We start from the raw sequence: 20,568 nt of genomic DNA, 5'->3' as shown, positions 1-20,568 counted from the left end.
ATTGTTAATATGCAACTTAATAAATAGGCTATTGTTACAATTGACAAATCGGTCTGCTTAGATTGTGTAAATTGTAGTTTTGAGAATTTTTAGACCTAACTTTGTGGCATAGAATTTCAAAAATAAAGCTATGAGATTTCATACAAGAAAATTAGTTAAGCCAGGTGATTTAAACTCTAACGGAACATTGTTTGGAGGAAGATTATTGGCTTGGATAGATGAAGAGGCTGCACTTTATGCCATTATTCAGTTAGAAAACGGTAAGGTAGTTACCAAATATATGTCAGAGATTAATTTCATGAGTGCCGCTGTAAAAGGTGATGTTATTGAAATTGGTATAGAGGTAGTTAAGTTCGGTAAGACTTCGTTGACCTTGAATTGTGAGGTGCGTAATAAAATGAACCATGAAACAATTGTTACCGTAGACAACATTATTATGGTAAACCTTGGTGAAAATGGTAAACCAGCGGCACATGGTAAAACTAAAATAGAATTTGTAAAGGACCGTTTAGCGGCTATGGGTGAAGATAATTAACTTTCACCCATTTCTTTTGCAACGGCCTGTACGTCATCAAGTACACGCATTAGGTTACCGCCCCATAATTTTGCAATATCTTCTTCAGAGTAGCCTCTTTCTACAAGTTCCAAGGTTACGTTGAAGGTTTCTGAAGCGTCGCTCCAACCTTCAATACCGCCACCACCATCAAAGTCAGAACTGATGCCAACGTAGTCAATGCCAATTAATTTTACCATGTAATCTATATGGTCAACAAAATCACCAACATCTACGGCATTGGGTGCATCAGGTTTTTTAGTTGCCAATTCCTTGCCTATTTTCAAGACTTTAGGATAGTTGTCCATAAAGGCTTCTTTTTCAGCATCGGATAAACTCGAAAACTGAGAGCGCTCATACCAGGTAATATTTAAAGAATCTGCTACCTGTTGGTATATTGATTTCATATAAGCCGCTCTAGCTGCATGCTTTTCCGTATTTAAATATGAGCTAAAGGCTACAGTTTGCACAACACCGCCATTTTCTTTCATCATCAATAACTGTTCGTCATCTAAATTTCTGCTATGGTCACATAATGCTCGTGCAGAGGAGTGAGAAGCTATAATTGGAGCTTTTGATAAAGCGATCATCTGTTTCATAGCTTCTTTTGATGGGTGAGATACATCTATCATAATACCCAACTTGTTCATTTCCATTACCGCTTGCTTACCCAAATCACTTAAACCATTATGAAGCCAAACATCATCTGCCTCACCTGTATTAGAATCTGAAAATTGACTATGGCCATTATGTGCCAATGATATATAACGGGCGCCCAAGTCATGGTACGTTTTAAACTGAGACATATCCGTACCAATAGGGTAAGCGTTCTCAACACCGATCATGGCCGCTTTCTTGCCCGCAGCAACAATACGTTTTACATCTTCAGAATTTAATGCCAGTTCAATGTCGTTGGGTGCTATTTCTTCGCATAATTTATGGATAGCTTCAAACTTGGACATTGCGTTCTCTTTTGCTTTCATATACCCTTCTTCCGTAAGGGTATCTTGACCTGTATAAACGATCAACCAAGTGACATCTAAACCACCTTCTTTCATCTTCGGTAAATTAACTTGTGAATCTAGCTTCTGACTGTAATTTACACTGTCTGTAAAGTTTTTGACATTGATGTCATTATGGGTATCAATGGTGACAACTTCATCGTGAATTCGATGTGCTTTTTCTAGCGTAGTTTCTTCAATTTTTTCTTTTTTCTCGCCACAAGAAATAATGGTCGTAAAGCACAAAAAATAGATAAGCTGTTTCATAGAGGTAGTTTAGACCTACAATTTAAGTGTATTCACAACAAATAACCACCCTTTGAGAACTTTTTATTGTCCACACAATAGTATTGACCCATTTTTAGGTAATTATAAATAACAACCCCCTTAAACTAAAGAATACCTATTTATGGCAATTTCAAAATCTAAGGATTTACTTGGGCAATTATCTCAACTAGAAAGAACAGTGGGTGAATTTTCTTTTGAGGAACTAAATGCCCATGAGGCCAAAGAATTAAAGGAGAGTTTTAATTCATTTCGATCAAGTCTAGAAAAGCACATTTATGCGCCAAAAACGCAGCAGATCGTGCCGGTAAAATTAAAGACCGATGCTTCTAATAAAAACGAGGTTTCAGAAAAGCAGTTTATAGCGAACGTTAGCCATGAAATTCGCACTCCATTGAATAGTATTATAGGTTTTGCCAATCTTTTAAAAGAAGAAAAGCTTACTAAAGCACAACATAAAAAGGTACAGGCCATACAATTTGCATCTAACACTCTTTTAAAACTTATTAATGAAGTTTTGGAATATTCTAAAATTTCTTCGGGCAACACCAATTTTGAGTCCGTTGACTTTAATCTACATGGCTTACTTAAAGATGTCATGTTTTTGTGTGAAACTTTAATTGTGGATAGAAACGTAGAGTTGTTAATAGATATAGATGAAAATGTACCTAAGATTGTTAAGGGTGATCCTTCTAAGTTATCTCAAGTATTATTGAACCTTTTGGGCAATGCAGTAAAATTTGTTGAAAGAGGATTCATAAAACTAGAAGTATTTACAAAACAAAAAAATAACAATGAGTTTCTAATAGAGTTTTCTGTGGCAGATACGGGTATTGGTATACCCCCAGAAAAAATTGAAACCATTTTTAACGGGTATACCCAAGCAGAGGATGATACCGCAAAAAAATATGGTGGTACAGGATTAGGGTTGACCATAACAAAAGAGATCATAGAAAAGCTGAACGGTGAAATTGAAATTGATAGTACCGTAGATAAGGGAACCACAGTAAGGTTTAGGTTGCCGTATACAATGGGCAAGCCCACAGCTACACCTGTAAGGAAAATACAGAAATCCACCTTTAAAAAGGATGTAAAACTATTGGAAGGTACCGAGATTTTGGTATTTGAAGATAACAAAATGAACCAACATTTAATTGTGGAACAATTAACGCAATGGGGCTGTACCGTTCATGCCGATATTGATTTGGATAAAGGCCTGTATTTATTATCCTCTAGAAAAATAGATTTAATTCTAATGGATCTAAAAATGCCTGGGCAAAACGGATTTGAGGTTTCTAAAGCCATTAGATCTCATAAAAACTCAAGAGTAAGTAATGTTCCTATCATTGCCTTTAGTGCAGATTTTACGGAACAGGATAGTAGGGACTGCAAAGAAATAGGAATTAACGATTTTTTGTTAAAGCCATATACGTTAGATGATTTGTTAAGTACCATTTTAAAATGTAAAGAACATAAAGTTGAACAGATAGATTTCTCATCAATACTGCAAAAACCTATGATAGAACCTAAAGAAACTACTGTAGTAGATTTAAATCACCTAATGAAAGATTGTTTTGGTGAAATAGATATGTTGAACGAATTGGTGAAATTGTTCAAACTCAATGCTATTGAGTTCATAGGCAATGTAAAGATTCATTTAAAGACCCAGAACTTAAAAGAAATTGCTTTATCTGCCCATAAGCTAAAAGCTGGCTTTGCCATGATAAAGGCCAATGGCATGCGCAACTTAATCGTTGAACTTGAAAGTAGCTGTAAAAAAGATGATTTTGAAAAAGTAAAGGAGTTATATGATGTGTTCTTGAATGATTATCCAATGTTGGAAGATAATTTGGACAAAGACCTAAAATTAATGAACAAGAAATAATATGGGTAAACGTGTACTATTAGCAGATGATGATCAACTTTTGGCCTCTTTATTGAATTTTCGGCTTAAAAAAGGTGGCTATTCGGTGCATCACTCACCCAACGGAAAAGAAGTAAAGGAATATTTAAAAAATGAAATGCCGGACATTATCGTGAGCGATATTATGATGCCTTATTGCTCGGGCATAGAACTCATAGATTATGTGCGTAATGAACTTAAATCAAAGACACCAATAATAATTATATCATCGGCGGGCAATGAACAAAATGTGCTGACCGCTTTTGAATTGGGAGCAAATGATTTCATTACTAAACCGGTAAGTCCAACAGAATTATTAGTACGTATAGCAAGAGAGATAAATAAGTAAATAAGATAAAATTTGTTGATTCCCCCTAATCAAATTAAAATATCGCTGATTACTGCCCCAGAATTCAATTTAGAATACCTGTGGTGGCTGACTATACTATTTTTTGTATTGGCCGTAATTTACTTTATAGGTGTGTTTGTTATTAGAAATAGAATTACATCAAAAAATAGCCGTACAAAAGATAAAAAGGTAGAGTTCTCCCCAATGATCAATGAGTTTTTATTCTATGAAGACTCAAATACCAAAGAGGAAAAAATGAACTACTTAAATCTTAAGGTACAAATTAGGGAGTTGATCAAAAACAACTTTGACAGAGAAGTACTGACAGAGGTATTGTTAGATTTAAGAAAAGATCTTTCGGGCAATTCACAATCGGTTCTTATAGAATTATATCAAGATTTAGGACTGCATCATGATGCATATGAAAAGTTGAAAAGCAGTAAATGGCAAGTTGTTTCTAGCGGAATTCTAGAATTGACTACCATGGAGGTAGAGGATTCTTATGGACTGATCGTGAGATTCATTAATCACCGCCAAAGTACCATTCGCAAACAGGCAGAGATTGCAGTGGTCAATCTTAAGGAAGAGGGTATTAAATACTTTTTGGATAACACCAAATATAAAATTGCCGAATGGCAGCAATTAAAGCTTTTAGATGTACTTAGGCATAAACCTAATTATACACCTCCTCAGTTTGGTCTTTGGCTAACATCGACCAATACGCACGTGGTGCTGTTCGCTTTGCGTTTAATTAAATATTATAACCAAAGCGATGCTGAACAGTCTATTATCACCTTATTGAAGCATAAAAAGAGAGAGATACAGGCAGAGGCTATTGAGTGCATCAAAGAATTCCATTTTGTAAATGCCTTACTTACACTAAAACTTGTATACACCAAGGCAAGCCATGATATTAAAATATCCATTCTAGATGCTATTGGTGAATTGGGTACCATTGCAGATGTCCCGTTTTTGGAAAATTTACAATTGACCGAACGTAACTTCAATATTAAGGGTAAGGTCATAGGTACACTAAATAAAATTGATCCTGAAAGAATTTTGCCTACAAAGAATATAGCAACCACAGACTTTTATGATGTTGAATTAGATGAATTATCTCCAGATTTTGAAGGTAAATCAGTCGAGATACATGAAGAAATGCCTTTGTATAATACCATTGATGAAATTGATACTGAAATAGAAGTTGCTACCGTAGCCACCTCTGAAGAAGTAGAAAACTTGTCGGTTTCATGGTCTTTCAATGAAGATGATATTTCTAGTCAATTGACAGAAGAAGCTGTTAGTGAAGAAATAACTGAAGAAGAATTTACAGAAGAAGAGCTTGTTGAAGAGGTTGTATTTGAAGAAGCTGGTTTAGATGAAACGGCATCTGTGGATGAATTGGTTCCTTTAGAGAATAGGAAAATAAATTCAATAGATGATATAGATTTGAGCTTTTTACCTCATATAAAAAGTGACTATTCTAATGAAGACAACACAGAAGAAACGGAAGAAGCTGTTGCTGAATTATTGGAACATAAAGCCGAGCTAGAGCCAGAAGAAGAATTAGAAGAAGGATTTTCTTTCAATTTTCTACCCTTAGTTGTTGATGAAATTACAATGCAAGAGGAAGAGGAAGAGGAAGATGTTGTGCCTTTAGAGCAAGAAGAATTTAATCCGTTGTTTGATTTGTATGATTCATCAATATCTTATGAACACACGGAAAAAGTTACTGAGAATTATAGCGATGGTTCAGAAATGATTATTGAGGAAATTGACTGGTCTGCTCTTAGTGCACCTATGCAAGAGCAAAATGACAATAGAGTTCTGATTACAGATGCCGATGCCGAAGAGACAATTATCTCATTTGAAGATGATGGTATTTCTTTTTCTCCAAATTTTATGCCTCAAGAAGAGCTTGATGCCATGGTTTTGTTAGAAAATATAGCAGAACTGGGCGATTGCCGTGAACTGATATTGTTATACCAGATTATAGACGAGCATAGTTCTGATGTTGTTATAAACAGGGCCAATGAATTAATTCAAAAATTTGCTTATCAAGCTCCGCGACCAAGTGAATTGTTTTCTGATGATCATGACCTTGCAGAAAGTGTATTTACAGAGGTTTATCATCTTGCCGATGACGAGACTAAATTCATGTTATTGAATGAGATGATGATCGTTGGCGATCAGAAAGAAATTCAATTGCTTGAAAGTATTTTGGAATCTGAATCCAAATTATTGGTTGAAAAAGCTACCGAAGTTTTAGATCATATTAAAGCTCATTTGTCAAATGAGTTAGAAACGACAACGTCATCCATAGATGAAGAATTCATATTTGACCTAGATTTTGAACTTGAAATGAAAGAACCTACGGAGCAAAAGAATACTTCTGCTAGAGAACAGGGTTCTACATTGTTCGATCAGCTATGTGCTATGTCCAACTCTTTATACAACAAGAAAAATGGATAGCGAGCTATTTGGGGTGGTACTGGAATACATCAATTTTGTATTCTTTGTATTCACCATAATTCTATTTATACTGTTTTCCCTAATGGCGTATTTCTCCACAAGAAATTCACTGCATTACAGAAATAAAAATAGTTTTACGGATATTTCTAAAATAATGGCTTCGCCATTAGCTCCTACCATTACGATAATTGCACCTGCATATAATGAAGGGTTGACCATTGTAGAGAATATTCGCTCTTTATTATCGCTACAATATGTCAATTACGATGTAATGGTGGTCAATGATGGTAGCAAGGACGATACGTTGCAGAAACTTATAGATTCTTATGATCTAGAAAAAATTGACGTGGAAATGGATCCAGATTGGAAATCTAAACCAGTTCGTGGCATTTACAAATCTAGAAATAGGGCTTTTGAAAAGTTGACGGTTATAGATAAAATGAACGGCGGCAAATCTGATGCCTTGAACGCAGGAGTATCGTTATCTACCAGTAAATATGTGGGTTGTATTGATGTGGATTGTCTTTTGCAGCCAGACGCCCTGTTACATGTGGTTAAATCATTTTTTCAACGCTCAAAGAAAAGGGTTATAGCCGTTGGTGGGGTTATACGGGTCGCAAATTCATGCGTTATTCAGGGTGGTCAGCTTGAAGAAATTAGGTTGCCCAGCAATTGGTTGGCAAGATTTCAGTTATTGGAGTATACCCGTTCTTTTATTCTGGGCAGAATGGCCTGGGGTAGAATAGATAGCTTACTGATCATTTCTGGGGCATTTGGTTTTTTTGAACGTGAAATTGCTTTGGCGGTGGGCGGCTATGATACGAATACGGTTGGTGAGGATATGGAAATTGTTTTTAAAATGCGCCGTTATATGCATGACAGAAAAGAACCATATACCATAGAATATATCCCTGATCCTTTATGTTGGACAGAAGTACCGGAAGATCTTAAGATTTTAGTGAACCAAAGAGATCGTTGGGCTCGTGGCAATCTAGAGACCTTGTTTAAGCATAAAGATATGTTGTTCAATTCCAAATACGGTAGACTGGGGCTATTGAGCTACCCGTATTGGTTTTTTTATGAGTGGCTGTCACCGTTGTTGGAGTTCTTTGGCTTCTTTACCATTATACTTTTTGCCTACTTGGGCATTCTTAATTGGGAGTTCTTTTTTATGATTACCCTGGCAATATTCCTGTTCTCTATCATGATTTCCTTTTATGCCATTTTGTGGGATGTGTATTCGTATAATCAATATAGAAAAACAAAGGATATTTTAATATTAATGGGCCTGGCCGTTCTAGAGCCCTTCATTTTTCACCCCATTGTAGTTTATGCCGCGGTTAGGGGCAACTATAAAAAATTGTTCAAAATAAAATCTGGTTGGGGATCCCAAGTTAGAAAAGGTTTTGCAAAAGCATCATAGCAATAATGAATACAAGTAGTATAGATAGATATACATTAAAGCAGTACACACGGCTTATGATATCCTTTTTTGGATGTTTGTTCGTGTTAACGCTTTTTCAATATGGTATGCTATACTATAAAGGGGTCATAGATACTATATTTTCCGTCAGTCTATTAAAGGCCATAGTACACCAGATCGGTTTTACGGCATTAATGGGCATCGTAATGGTTTTTCCGTTTAATTTTTGGGAAAATTTACGTTCTAAATATGGCTTCAACCTAGTTTTTGTGTTATTGGCGCTGGTACTTATTATTGAAGCTGTACTTACCGCATATTACTGTACAACATTAGTTCCTTTAGGATCTGATATTTTGGGATATAGTTATGCCGATGTGAAGATTACCATTGCAAATTCCGGTGGTTTTATGATTTCGGTTTATCTGCTCATTACAGCTGTTTTCTTAGTAGGTCTCTTTTTAATACTATACAGGATAACTTCTAAATTCTATCATAGAATTAGTAGAATGTATCCCTTTACCATAGTGTTGTTCAGCCTTTTTGTGGCCTCCTTATTTACAGATGGCAAACCTATCAACCAGAACAAGGTTCAGTATTTGGCGGTTAATGTATACCAGACCAGTACAGAAGATAATTCATACACGTCAACAGAAGAATATCCATTGGTGCAAGGTTCCAATATTGAGAATGTATTGGGAGATTATTTTGAGCTGAAAGAGGAGAAACCAAATATCGTTTTTGTAATGGTAGAAGGTCTGGGAAGGGATTTTGTGGGTGAAGGTGCCGAGTTTGGCGGTTTTACACCGTATTTAGATTCCCTATCGACCAAATCATTATACTGGGAGAATTTTTTGAGCAACACCGGTAGAACTTTTGGGGTGTTGCCGTCCTTGTTAGGATCCTTACCATTTGGTAAAAGCGGGTTTATGGAATTGGAAGAATACCCCAACAAGCTTACCATGTTCAGTGTACTTAAAAATAATGGGTATCATACCTCATTTTATCAAGGAACCAATAGTTCTTTTGATAAGGTAGACCGATTTTTAAGAAGCGAAAACGTTGATTTTGTGCTAGATAAATCTGGATTCGGAAACAAATATCAAAAACAGGCAGAGGATGCCGCAGGTTCTTCTTGGGGATATCCTGATAAGGAACTGTTCAAAAAAAGTCTGAGTTTAGAAAGAAGCAAAGATCAGCCTAGACTAGAGGTTTATATGACCATTAGTACGCACGAACCCTTTATACCGCCAAATCAAGAATATTTTGAAGGTAAGGTAAAGGATATTTTGACCAAGGGTGATTTTGACTCTAGGGCAGAAAAGATCATTAAAAAGAACGATAATGTTTTTGCCACGCTTTTGTATACAGATGATGCCATAAAATGGTTCATGGAATCTTATAAAAACCAACCAAATTACGAGAATACCATTTTTATATTTACGGGAGACCATAGGCTAATACCCATACCGCAACGTAATAATATTAGTCGTTTTCACGTACCGTTGATCATGTACAGCCCCATGCTAAAAACAACACGTAAAATGAGTTCTATTTCTTCTCATTTTGATGTTACACCTTCTATATTGGCTTTGCTCTCAAATTCATACGAATTAAAAATGCCAAAAAAAGTTGCTTGGATGGGCGGTGCGCTAGACATGGAAACCGCATTTAGGTCTACTAAGAACATTCCTTTAATGCGTAACAAAAATGAGTTGAAAGAGTATATAAGTAAGGAAAAATTATATACCGATGGCGATATTATGGAACTGGATGAAGATATGGATATCAGTTCTACATTTGGCGGTGGTTCTGTAGAAAAAACTTTGGAAAGATTTAAATCCGTAAATCATTACGTGACTACAGAGAACAAGATTATACCGGATAGCTTAACTATTTTTTCTGTTCAGAAAGAAAAGTTTACTCCGGCAGAAATCACTTGGATCAATAGCATCTACGACGGAAGCAATTTTGACCGTTCTTTCTTTAAGGCGCGAGATTTGGCTTTTAATAGAAAGTGGGATGATGCCCTGTTGCTATGCCGTTATATACTTTCAGAATCTCCAAGCCATATAGATACCAAGATTTTAACGGGCAGATTACATATTTGGAAAGGTAATTATGAAGAGTCTGTCAAGATTTTGAAAGACTGTATTGCTATGAACCCAAACTACATAGATTCTTACGCTGCACTTTTTGATGTATACTTCTGGTACGACAAGCATGCAGAAGGGCTTGCGTTGGTAGATATAGTTCAAGAGAATAGTGCTAGTGTCCATGAAATATCCGCCAAAATTTCCAGGGCTAGGAATTCTGCGCGAAAAGCAGGTTTGCAAATTCATACAAAAACCAATAAAGATGCTGAAAATACGTTAGCATCCATAGAATAATGCAAAAGTGCAGTTTACATATCACCCTATTTGTTTTACTTTCCTTTATTTACAGGGTTAGCGGTCAATCTATGCAAAATGAGCTTCCATCCTTTAAAACTGCCTATGCTTTGGCATACGAGGGTAAAACCAATACGGCACATAACATGCTATATAATTTGGTGAACGAGAGAGAGACCAAAGTTGAAACGGCTATATTATGGGCAAGTACATTAAGCTGGAGAGGCGATTATGATCTAGCAAGGTCTGAATTCAACACTATTTTATCAAAGAACAAAGCCAATAGGGAAGCATGGATATCCGCAGTTAAAAATGAATTATATGCAAAGCGTTTTGCTACTGCATTAGGTCTTGCCAACAAAGCTTTAACATTTATAGAGAACGATAAGGAATTATTAAGATTACAACATATAGCTACCGATGGAGTACAAGGTATTACCTATTCTCAAAAAGGCTGGTTTAATGTAGAAAGTGCTATAAATACCTCATTCGGCGATAGTAAAAAAACTGTTGATATAAAAGATGCCAATGTTGCAGGTGAAGAAAATAAACACATAACGCCCGTTACGGAAGAAAAATTGAAGAATACCGTTATGGTCAATAGTGCGGTTACGTTTTTTGATAAACGCTTTGATCCCATTACAACATCAAGTATTTCCTTTAAAAGACAAACACCTTATGGTGCTATAATACCAAGAATAAATAATAGTAACAGAATAGGTAAGAACGGTATTCAGTTAGATATAGATTTGTACCCTAAAATTGCCAAAGGATTTTACGCCTACTTAAATTATGGGTATTCCGAATCTGATCTATACCCTAACCATAAGGTTGGTGGTGATGTATATTACAACCATAAAAGCGGAATTGAATTCTCGGCAGGGGGGCGTATCATAAATTTTGCGACTAGGGATGTTAAATCTATTACCAACTCCTTGGGCTATTATACGGGTAATTATTATTTCTCTTTACGCTCCTATATAACGCCTGAGTCTAATAATTTGACCAATGTATCCGGTAATTTACTGGTGCGTAAATATCTTAAGGATGCCAAAAACTATATGGGTTTAAATGTTGGCTTCGGGTTCTCACCAGAACTTAGACAGTTTACGTCTGGGGATCAACTCTTGGCAGAAACATTACTTTATATAGAATCGCAACGTTTAAGTTTTGAATATCAATTCACCAGTAAAAACAATTTAAGTGCCTATAGAACTAATGTAGGGGTATTACGCCAAGAGCAATCTTTTGATCCCGGTAGCTACTTTTATTCTATATCCGCAGGATTAACGTATGAGTTTAATTTTTAGACTTCATTGCCGGTATCCATTTATCGGCATACATACCATAAACCAGTCCTAGTTCATTATCATATACGTATTGCTCATCTTTGCCCGTATCAAAATTTACGTTGAAAACATAAACCTTTATCCCGGCATCCCTTAATTGAAGCATCAATTTTTTTTGACTAGCAATAATTCTTCTAGAAACGGCAACATGCTTAACGTTGTTCACCTTCAGAAAATTAATTTTATCTCCTTTTATAGCCAATAAGGGTTCTTGGGAAATCATGGTTTGTATGCCGTGTTCAGATGCCTCTTCTACGGCCATTACGCTAAACAGTTCCATTATTAGACGGTCTTTGTCAACAAAAGCATTCGCAAAGGCTATTGGGTCGTTCACCTTATCTGTAATCAATGTAGCATCTGGGTGATTTTTGAACCAGGTATTTATACCGTCCATATCTAATGTTGTGTAGTCGCCATATATTTTTTGTTCCATGAACTGATCGTGCGTAGGGGGTAAGCTGCCTGTAAAATCCGTAAAACGTGCCCACATGTTCCAATCATGTGCCGCAACCAATTTTCCATCGGAGGTTTCTATGATATCCAATTCAAAATTTCGAAATCCCTTTTTGTAATTCTCGTCTAAAGCGTGCTTGGAGTTGGTAGATTTTACTCCGTTAATCTCTCCTCCGGCATGGGCAATGTATCTATCTATATGCGATTCAAATTCATAAACTTCTCTTGGAAAGTAAATTTTCTTATCACTTAAGGGTTTAGATATTGTAATGGTTTCCGTTATGGAACTATCATTGATCTTTTCGGTAATTATGCCGTTACTGTTATGCATAATGTAGGCTTGTCTTCCTTTTAAGCTGCTCAATTGTATAAACCCCAAAGCATTTAATTGTTTTTGAAAATCCGTTAGTTGTGCAGCGGCTGAATCATGTGCTAAAATTGCGAATACTGCCTGGTCATCTATCAGTTTGGAAAGTACGTCTACAAAGGCCTGTACATCTTCTTTACTACCATAGGTATCAAAGGTCTTGAATTCGAACGTGTTCCCTGCTTGTAAATGAACTATGGTTAATCCACGTTCTATGGCTTCGGTCTGTGATGCGTAGGTGAACGTACTACGCTCATGTGTATTAAAGCTATGGCTGTTCAATACCAATGTTGTGGAAGTCGTTACATAATCGTTAGCTGGTATAATTTTTATATTGGCAGCCTGTACCGGTTGTAAAGTATATAGTATACTTATAAGTACTACCATTTTTAAGCTTAAAAGAATAGGGGAAAATGTCTTCATAAGTTCAATGTTATCATCTTTATCAAAGTTATAAGAATAATCTACTTATACAGTTATATTAAAACGTATAAGTGGGCAGGGTATTATAATGCAATACCTAAAGGGACCATATTTCCTGTTAAAGAAAAAATGTAGTTTACTTAACCTTATTTTAACGAGAATTTTGTGGGGTTTTATATAGTTACTGTGATATAACTGGCTGGAAATGAATTGATTTTACGGTAAAAATCGATTAAATACCAATAACCGGGATGAAATACACCTCTCTAAACCCCTATAAAACCTAGTATTTAACATTTTTTAACGTTAAACAACACTTTTGTGTATGTTTTACAACAGTTTTAAATTGGTTCACCACAATTTGTTGCCACGATCTTAACATCGGTATATATTTACTTCAAGATAAAAACCCAAATCAAGATTAACTTTTAAACCTGCAATATGCTTTACGACACTTACGGAGAAGAATACCTAGTTTTTCTTCAAGACTTAAACGAAATTCTTAGTATCAACGAATTAGCTGAGTTGGACTATATGTAGATCGACCAAAACCTTAACCAAAAAAAATATTCTCATGGCACATCAGAATCAAGATTTTTCATCGTATCAAAATTTTATACAGGATCTTAATAACATCCTAGTAAACTTTAATATCAACAAATTGACCTATTCTTAGTATACCCAAAGACTAAGTAAAAAGAAAGCGCCCGTTATATACGGGCGCTTTCTTTTTTAATAAACAGTACAAATAATTAACCTAAATACGTTTTTAGCAATTTGCTTCTAGAAGCATGACGTAGCTTACGTATTGCTTTTTCACGAATTTGTCTAACACGCTCCCTGGTCAAATCGAACGTTTGTCCTATTTCTGCTAAGGTCATGGACTGCTGGTCACCAATACCGTAGTAAAGTTTTACAACATCTGCCTCTCTAGGAGATAGGGTGTCCAATGCTCTATTAATTTCTGTATTAAGTGACTGTTGTAATAAAATGTTATCCGGTCTTGGAGATTCACCTGAACGCAAAACGTCATATAGGTTAGAATCTTCGCCTTCGCGTAAGGGTGCATCCATAGATACATGTCTACCTGAATTTTTAAGCGATTGTTTCACTTCTGAAACCGTCATTTCCAATTCCTTTGCAATTTCTTCCGGAGAAGGCGGGCGTTCATGTGCCTGCTCTAAATAAGAAAATGTCTTTTTTATTTTGTTGATCGATCCAATTTTGTTCAATGGCAAACGAACAACTCTAGATTGTTCCGCTAAAGCTTGTAATATAGATTGTCTGATCCACCAAACGGCATAGGATATAAACTTAAATCCTCTTGTTTCATCAAATCTTTTTGCTGCTTTAACCAAGCCTAAATTTCCTTCGTTAATCAAATCCGGTAATTTAAGACCCTGATTCTGGTACTGTTTTGCTACCGATACTACGAATCTTAAGTTTGCTGTGGTCAATTTTTCCAAAGCTGCCTGACTACCTTCTCTAATCTTCTGCGCAAGTTCTACCTCTTCATTCGCTGTAATCAAATCAATTTTACTGATATCTTGCAAGTATTTATCCAGTGATTTCGATTCACGATTCGTTACCTGCTTGATAATCTTTAGTTGCCTCATATGTATGTATGGAATTTAGAAGTTGTACAAGAGTACAGTATAACGCTTTTTATCGGTATTTCCTAATGAATCTCACTATACTTCTACAGTATTTGTTAGCATTAACAAAGATTTAAGGATTTAGGAGGTTGTTGCCTTAAAGCGTATTTTTGAATATATACACTGAACTTTTATGAGTAAACGGGCATTAAAAACCTACCTGTCAAAGCTTCCTAAAAAGGCGTTGGAAGAGCAAATTATTGAGCTGTACGAAAAATTTCCTGCGGTTAAGACCTATTACGATTTTGCCTTCAACCCTAAAGAAGATAAATTGGTACAAGATGCAAAAGCTAAAATAGCCAATGAATATTTTCCGTTAAAAAGACGCAGGCCAAAAGCAAGACGATCGGTTGCCCAAAAATTTCTAAAGCATTTTATTAAACTAGGGGTAGACCCTCATTTAATTGCGGATGTTATGTGCTATAATCTTGAAATTGCACAAACGTTCTCAGCGGAGAAGAATGTACCGGATGCTTTTTATAAAAGTATGCTTAACTCTTTTAACGAGGTAATTCAATTTACTACGGTTCAGGGAATCTTTCCTGAATTTAGGGAGCGTATCTTAAAGATATATACGGAAACACAAAATCAAAAATGGCTTTTTGAAGAGGATTTCTCAAAGGCCTTGGATATAATAGATTAACCTATGGCCATTGTAGTAATTAGACAAGATGATAGAATAGACCTTTGGAAGAATGCCTTACAGAATGCCCATAACGGTATAAAAGTATATAGTTTTCTAGAAGATCACCCTAAGGAGGATATTACCATGGCGGTTATCTGGAAACACCCCAAGGGTTCATTGGCAAAGTATCCCAATCTGCAATGTATTGCCTCTGCAGGTGCCGGTGTAGATTATATTTTTGAAGATGATACACGTCCCCAAAATATACCCATTACTCGTATTGTAGACCCATACCTTGCCAGCGATATGTCAGAACATGTATTGGCGGTCATATTGGCTCATCTTAAAAACTTGAATTCCTACAAATTAGATCAGATGGCCAATGTTTGGGCACCTAAAGATTATTTAAGAATAAAGGATGTTACCGTTGGCATCTTAGGTCTTGGTGAATTGGGAGCACTAACGGCACGTGATCTTGTTTCCTTTAACTTTAATTTGCAAGGTTGGAGTAGGAGCAAAAAGGAAATTGAAGGAGTAAAAACGTTTTATGGGCCGCAAGGGCAGCAAGATTTTTTGAGCGCTACGGATATATTGGTCTGTCTTCTTCCGTTGACTCCCGCCACTAAGGGTATTTTAAACAAAGAGCTGTTATCGCAGCTTCCCAAAAATGCATTTGTTATCAATGTGGCCCGTGGCGGTCATTTGGTAGATGAAGATTTGATCGCCTTGTTAGACTCCGATCATTTATCCGGTGCTTGTCTAGATGTCTATCATACGGAACCATTACCTGCAACACATCCGTTTTGGAATCACCGGAAGGTTCACATGACTCCGCATTACGCAAGTGTTTCTGATACAAATTCTGTAATTCCCCAGATTATAAAAAATTACAACAGGCTGGGTTCCGCAGAAAAATTGCAGAATTTAGTAGATCCTGACAAGGGATACTAAAATTGTTTTTTCAAGTTTTTTATTTCCTAGACCCATAAAAATCTTATAATTTTATAAGGTTTTTGCATTATTAACATAAATAAACGCCTACAAACCTTTTGAAGCTACAAAACGATACTACTGAGAAAACCCTGTACGATTATCAAGAGGAAGATCTACATTCTATTTTTAAATATTTAGAAGAGAACGGCGATAATTCTAACCTACTGTACCAACTGCCTACGGGTGGCGGTAAGACCGTGGTGTTTTCTGAAATAGCAAAGCGCTACATAGCCAAGACCAATAAAAAAGTCATTGTTCTTACCCATCGTATAGAACTTAGTCAACAAACCTCTAGAATGTTGAAAGGGTTTGGAGTAAAGAACAAAATAATTAATAGCGAGGTCAAAGAGTGGCAGGACCAAGATGAGTTCATGTGTTTCGTTGCCATGGTAGAAACACTGAATAATAGGTTACAGGAAGAGAAGGTTGAAATAAATAATATTGGTCTCGTTATTATTGATGAGGCGCATTACAACTCTTTCCGTAAACTTTTCAAGTTTTTTGAAAACTCGGTTATCCTTGGGGTAACGGCAACGCCTTTAAGCTCCAATATTAAGCTGCCCATGAAAGACAACTATAAAAAGTTGATCGTGGGCGAGTCTATAGAATCCTTGATTCAGAAAAAGTTCTTGGCCAAGGCGAACATGTATAATTACGATGTTAGCCTACAATCCTTAAAATTGGGTATTAGCGGGGATTACACGGTGAAGTCTTCAGATGAACTTTATGGTAACCATAGTATGTTGAACAAGCTTGTATCTGCCTATAATGAAATAGCAAAAGGTACCAAAACGCTTATATTCAACAATGGTATTAACACTTCTAGGTATGTTTGTGAGACTTTTAGAAAAGCCGGCTATAATATTCGCCACTTAGATAACAAGAATAATGCTGCGGAGCGAAAAGAGATTCTAAAATGGTTTAAAGAAACGCCTGATGCCATTTTGACTTCAGTAAGTATTTTGACTACAGGTTTTGACGAACCAAGTGTGGAGACCATTATTTTGAACCGTGCTACACGTTCATTGACCCTTTATTTTCAAATGATCGGTCGTGGCTCTAGATATCTGCCAAACAAACAAGAATTCAATGTTATTGATATGGGTAACAATGTTGCCCGTTTTGGACTTTGGAACGCTGGTATAGACTGGCAGGAAATTTTCCATTTTCCAGATTTCTACTTGGAGAATATTAAGAACGATGAAGAGATAGAACGCGAATTCGTTTATGAAATGCCCGCTGATCTGCGTGCCGAATTTGCGAATTCCACTGATATCGATTTTGATATTAAGGCGGAATACAAAAAGAGCTTTGCCAACGGTGAAAAATCTAAACTGGTACTAGAAAGAAGTATTCAGCAGCATGCAAAAATATGTGTAGAAAATTCTGAAGACGTCTTTGACGCCCGCATTCTGGCCAAAAAACTAAAAGAAGAGATCAAATATCGTGTACGTCAGTATTCCTACTGTATTATGAACAATACCAAGAACTACAAAGAGTGGCTAGAAGAAGATTATGAGCGTAAACTACGTTCTAAGATTTCAAAGATGTTCGCCGCCAAAATGTAATTTTTACCGGGCATTGGGTATTCAGAATTATCACTTATATGGTTACCAATTCTATATTCTAAAGAGGTCTTTATTATTTTATTTTGAAAAATGGACACAGCGTTATCTAAATCGCTAGAAGTTGGTTAAATTCAAGTGCTTGAATCACTAGAATGCGCTCAACTAATGAAAAACAACTTACTTCTATTTATCCTTGTTTTAACAATTATCTTTTACGGCATTACCGGCTATCATTTTTTAACTGGCTGGCATCCTGTTGTAATGATGTGTATTGCCATCATTATTGGTTTGTTCATCAATTTAATAATTTACGGTCTCTTAAACCTTATTGGTAGGGCATTGGCTACTATTCCGTTGAAATCTACAACGGCTGTACTTAGTACTATTGCTGTTTTAACCATTTTAAAATATTTTGGATTTGGCTGGCCAACCTTGTTCTATTGTGCCATCATAGCATTGAGTATTGCATTTTGCATTGCTTTATACAGGTATCAACTAAAACGTAACGCATTTTCAAGTCTTTTTCTTTTCATCACTTTCATTGCTGTGGGGTATGTATTTTATGCTTTATCAAATGATGGTACAGATCCGTACGAAAAGGAAACACCTCTTGCTTTTGCCGAAGAAGGTCGGTCATTACTTCCAGAAGTATCGATCAATAATCCAGCTGCAGCAGGTTCTTATACCGTTAAAACATTTACCTATGGCAGCGGTACAGATGAGCAACGAGGGGAATTTTCAAGCGGCGTAAAGTTTAAAACAACTACTGTTGATGGTTCCCTGTTAATTCCCGATTGGAAGGATAAAAAGAAAAAATGGCGCGAACAGTATTGGGGTTTTGGGGCTAAAAACTTTCCTTTAAATGGAAGAGTATATATGCCAGAGGGCGACGGACCTTTTCCTTTGACCTTAATTGTACATGGCAATCATAGTATGATAGATTACTCTGATGATGGTTATGGTTTTTTAGGGAATTTATTGGCTAGTAGGGGAATTATAGCGGTATCCGTAGATGAGAACTTTTTAAACGGTCATTGGTCCGGTGATTTTAGGGGAAAAGAAATGCCTGCCCGTGCCTGGTTGTTGTTAAAGCACTTGGAGCAATGGAGAACTTGGAACAATCAAGAGGGTCATGAGCTGGTACATAAAGTTGATTTGGACAATATTATGCTTGTGGGGCATTCCCGTGGTGGTGAGGCGGTTTCTATTGCGGCAGCCTATAATCCGCTACCTTATTTTCCTGATCAGGCCAAAGAGAAATTTAATTTTAATTTTAATATCAAAGGGGTCGTGGCTCTAGCACCAACAGACTATAGGTATGATCGCAAAATAGTATTGAAAAATATCAATTTTTTGAGCATACAAGGTTCTTATGATGCGGATGAAGTGAGCTTTTGGGGTATGAGACCTTATCGCCGGTTGCAGTATACAGATTCTATTTCAAGATTTAAGGCCGGCGTATATATTCACCATGCCAATCATGGGCAGTTCAATTCTACTTGGGGAAATTCGGATTTTGGAGCTCCGTCTAAATGGTTATTGAATTTACAACCCTTATTAAAAGAAGAAGAACAGCAAGAAGCTGCCAAAGTATTTATCAGCGCGTTTGCAGAGGCTTCTTTAAAAAACAATCAAGAATACCTTTCTATTTTTAAGAACGTCGCTAGCGCCAAAAAGTGGTTGCCTGTGGAGCATTATCTAACTTCTTTTGAAGCTTCTAATTTTCATACCATTGCCGATTTTGAAGAAGATATAGATGTTACTACGGCAAAAGATAGCACGCAGATATCAGCTACGAATATGGCGCTTTGGAAAGAACAAAACCTACCTACACGTGATGAAGGTAGCCAAGAGAACAATGCCGTTATCTTGGGATGGGATTATGAGAATACCGATAATAGTTCAGATAAAGCAAGGTATGAAATCTTGCTTTCAGAAGCCGATTCCATCCCTTTTAGAAATACCACAAGTCTACAGTTTACCCTTGGCGCCGGCAATCACGAATGGTTGGATTTCAATTTGACCGATGAGCAGAAAGAAGCAAAAGAAGATGCTGAGGAACGTGAAGTACCGCAGTTGGATTTCACCATACAGCTTACCGATAAAACGGGACAAACAAGCATGGTAAAAGTGAGTGATATCAAAGGCATAACCAAACCTTTAAAAACCCGCTTTACCAAATTCGGATTCTTGGATAAGGAAATGATCGGTGAAGATTGGGAAGTTCAATTACAGACCTTTCATATTCCCCTGAAAGCTTTTTCAGCAGCAAATTCAACACTTAAGGTCGATGAGATCACTACGATCAGTTTTATTTTTGACCAAACGGATTATGGAGTAGTGGTACTTGATGAAATAGGGGTTTCGGGGGATTAGTTGTTGGTTGTTGGTTGTTGGTTGTTGGTTGTTGGTTGTTGGTTGTTGGTTGTTGGTTGTTGGTTGTTGGTTGTTGGAAATTTAGCTTTGCTAAATTTCATAGAACAAAAAGTCTATACTCTAATTTCTATTTTCTCAATTCTTACTTAACATATTGTAAAACCAAACTACTTAAGACTTCGTACTTCGTACTTTGTACTTCTCACTTTACACCTTTCAGTCAGTTCGAGTGAATTTTGAGGCATGAGAAATTAGCGTGCCCGCCGAGTAGGAGGGTATCGAGAACTATTTCGTGTACCAAAGTTCTCGATACAACTTTCTAGTTTCCGCTATGCTTCAACTAAAAAGCCACTCGAAGTGACAGCGGTTTTAATCTGCAATACCAA

General features: G+C 36.4%; 14 protein-coding genes. 11 read left to right on the top strand and 3 right to left on the bottom strand.

All coding sequences use genetic code 11. From position 1 onward, the window contains the following. The first annotated feature begins 130 nt into the window (after positions 1 to 130). Complete coding sequence (locus tag PXC01_RS12220; protein ID WP_276472572.1) at positions 131 to 535, top strand: acyl-CoA thioesterase; 405 nt, start codon at positions 131 to 133, stop codon at positions 533 to 535. Here the strand turns inward: PXC01_RS12220 and PXC01_RS12215 are convergent. Next, on the bottom strand, positions 532 to 1,821 hold the full coding sequence (locus tag PXC01_RS12215; protein WP_276472571.1) for a dipeptidase: 1,290 nt from the start codon (positions 1,819 to 1,821) through the stop codon (positions 532 to 534). The two genes, PXC01_RS12220 and PXC01_RS12215, sit on opposite strands and share 4 nt — an antisense overlap. 142 nt (positions 1,822 to 1,963) lie before the next feature. Between PXC01_RS12215 and PXC01_RS12210 the strand changes: the two genes are divergently transcribed. The 6 genes from PXC01_RS12210 (at position 1,964) to PXC01_RS12185 (ending at position 11,683) form a co-directional block, all read left to right on the top strand. After that, complete coding sequence (locus tag PXC01_RS12210; protein ID WP_276472570.1) at positions 1,964 to 3,724, top strand: sensor histidine kinase; 1,761 nt, start codon at positions 1,964 to 1,966, stop codon at positions 3,722 to 3,724. A gap of 1 nt (position 3,725) precedes the next feature. After that, positions 3,726 to 4,091 carry a response regulator transcription factor gene (locus PXC01_RS12205; RefSeq protein ID WP_276472569.1) on the top strand — a complete coding sequence of 122 codons (366 nt, stop codon included), beginning with the start codon at positions 3,726 to 3,728 and terminating at the stop codon, positions 4,089 to 4,091. A 12-nt stretch (positions 4,092 to 4,103) separates the two neighbouring features. Next, a complete protein-coding gene (locus PXC01_RS12200; RefSeq protein WP_276472568.1) occupies positions 4,104 to 6,563 on the top strand; it encodes a HEAT repeat domain-containing protein in 2,460 nt (819 codons plus the stop codon). Next, positions 6,556 to 7,986, top strand: coding sequence for a glycosyltransferase family 2 protein (locus PXC01_RS12195; protein ID WP_276472567.1), 1,431 nt, complete (start codon positions 6,556 to 6,558; stop codon positions 7,984 to 7,986). Before PXC01_RS12200 ends, PXC01_RS12195 begins: the two co-directional genes overlap by 8 nt. 5 nt (positions 7,987 to 7,991) lie before the next feature. After that, the gene (locus PXC01_RS12190; RefSeq protein WP_276472566.1) at positions 7,992 to 10,373 is read left to right on the top strand and encodes a sulfatase-like hydrolase/transferase; all 2,382 of its coding nucleotides are present in this window, start codon (positions 7,992 to 7,994) and stop codon (positions 10,371 to 10,373) included. 71 nt (positions 10,374 to 10,444) lie between these two features. Then, positions 10,445 to 11,683: a YaiO family outer membrane beta-barrel protein gene (locus tag PXC01_RS12185; RefSeq protein ID WP_276472565.1), complete on the top strand. Its 1,239-nt coding sequence runs from the start codon at positions 10,445 to 10,447 to the stop codon at positions 11,681 to 11,683. Here PXC01_RS12185 and PXC01_RS12180 read toward each other — a convergent pair. Further along, complete coding sequence (locus tag PXC01_RS12180; RefSeq protein ID WP_276472564.1) at positions 11,673 to 12,965, bottom strand: interleukin-like EMT inducer domain-containing protein; 1,293 nt, start codon at positions 12,963 to 12,965, stop codon at positions 11,673 to 11,675. The two genes, PXC01_RS12185 and PXC01_RS12180, sit on opposite strands and share 11 nt — an antisense overlap. A gap of 752 nt (positions 12,966 to 13,717) precedes the next feature. Further along, entirely contained in the window at positions 13,718 to 14,581 is an 864-nt protein-coding gene (locus PXC01_RS12175) for a sigma-70 family RNA polymerase sigma factor (protein WP_036154298.1), read from the bottom strand. Positions 14,582 to 14,753: 172 nt separating this feature from the next. Between PXC01_RS12175 and PXC01_RS12170 the strand changes: the two genes are divergently transcribed. From PXC01_RS12170 to PXC01_RS12155, 4 genes are all read left to right on the top strand, one after another. Next, on the top strand, positions 14,754 to 15,263 hold the full coding sequence (locus tag PXC01_RS12170; RefSeq protein ID WP_276472563.1) for a DUF6155 family protein: 510 nt from the start codon (positions 14,754 to 14,756) through the stop codon (positions 15,261 to 15,263). Positions 15,264 to 15,266: 3 nt separating this feature from the next. After that, complete coding sequence (locus tag PXC01_RS12165; protein ID WP_276472562.1) at positions 15,267 to 16,196, top strand: 2-hydroxyacid dehydrogenase; 930 nt, start codon at positions 15,267 to 15,269, stop codon at positions 16,194 to 16,196. Between the two features lie 98 nt (positions 16,197 to 16,294). After that, positions 16,295 to 17,806 (top strand): DEAD/DEAH box helicase, encoded by a 1,512-nt coding sequence (locus PXC01_RS12160; protein ID WP_276472561.1) that lies wholly within the window; start codon positions 16,295 to 16,297, stop codon positions 17,804 to 17,806. Positions 17,807 to 17,971: 165 nt separating this feature from the next. After that, positions 17,972 to 20,182 (top strand): hypothetical protein, encoded by a 2,211-nt coding sequence (locus PXC01_RS12155; RefSeq protein WP_276472560.1) that lies wholly within the window; start codon positions 17,972 to 17,974, stop codon positions 20,180 to 20,182. Positions 20,183 to 20,568 lie beyond the last annotated feature (386 nt).

Origin of the sequence: Maribacter huludaoensis, from assembly GCF_029350945.1 — a bacterium.
Lineage (GTDB): Bacteria > Bacteroidota > Bacteroidia > Flavobacteriales > Flavobacteriaceae > Maribacter > Maribacter huludaoensis.
The sequence above is the reverse complement of the archived record's forward strand: the minus strand, read 5'-3'. Positions and strand labels throughout refer to the sequence as shown.

Excerpts from the sequence above, each read along its gene's own strand:
- PXC01_RS12220 (WP_276472572.1), top strand. The coding sequence starts at position 131 with ATGAGATTTCATACAAGAAAATTAGTTAAGCCAGGTGATTTAAACTCT.
- PXC01_RS12215 (WP_276472571.1), bottom strand. The coding sequence starts at position 1,821 with ATGAAACAGCTTATCTATTTTTTGTGCTTTACGACCATTATTTCTTGT.
- PXC01_RS12210 (WP_276472570.1), top strand. The coding sequence starts at position 1,964 with ATGGCAATTTCAAAATCTAAGGATTTACTTGGGCAATTATCTCAACTA.
- PXC01_RS12205 (WP_276472569.1), top strand. The coding sequence starts at position 3,726 with ATGGGTAAACGTGTACTATTAGCAGATGATGATCAACTTTTGGCCTCT.
- PXC01_RS12195 (WP_276472567.1), top strand. The coding sequence starts at position 6,556 with ATGGATAGCGAGCTATTTGGGGTGGTACTGGAATACATCAATTTTGTA.
- PXC01_RS12190 (WP_276472566.1), top strand. The coding sequence starts at position 7,992 with ATGAATACAAGTAGTATAGATAGATATACATTAAAGCAGTACACACGG.
- PXC01_RS12185 (WP_276472565.1), top strand. The coding sequence starts at position 10,445 with ATGCAAAATGAGCTTCCATCCTTTAAAACTGCCTATGCTTTGGCATAC.
- PXC01_RS12180 (WP_276472564.1), bottom strand. The coding sequence starts at position 12,965 with ATGAAGACATTTTCCCCTATTCTTTTAAGCTTAAAAATGGTAGTACTT.
- PXC01_RS12175 (WP_036154298.1), bottom strand. The coding sequence starts at position 14,581 with ATGAGGCAACTAAAGATTATCAAGCAGGTAACGAATCGTGAATCGAAA.
- PXC01_RS12170 (WP_276472563.1), top strand. The coding sequence starts at position 14,754 with ATGAGTAAACGGGCATTAAAAACCTACCTGTCAAAGCTTCCTAAAAAG.
- PXC01_RS12165 (WP_276472562.1), top strand. The coding sequence starts at position 15,267 with ATGGCCATTGTAGTAATTAGACAAGATGATAGAATAGACCTTTGGAAG.
- PXC01_RS12155 (WP_276472560.1), top strand. The coding sequence starts at position 17,972 with ATGAAAAACAACTTACTTCTATTTATCCTTGTTTTAACAATTATCTTT.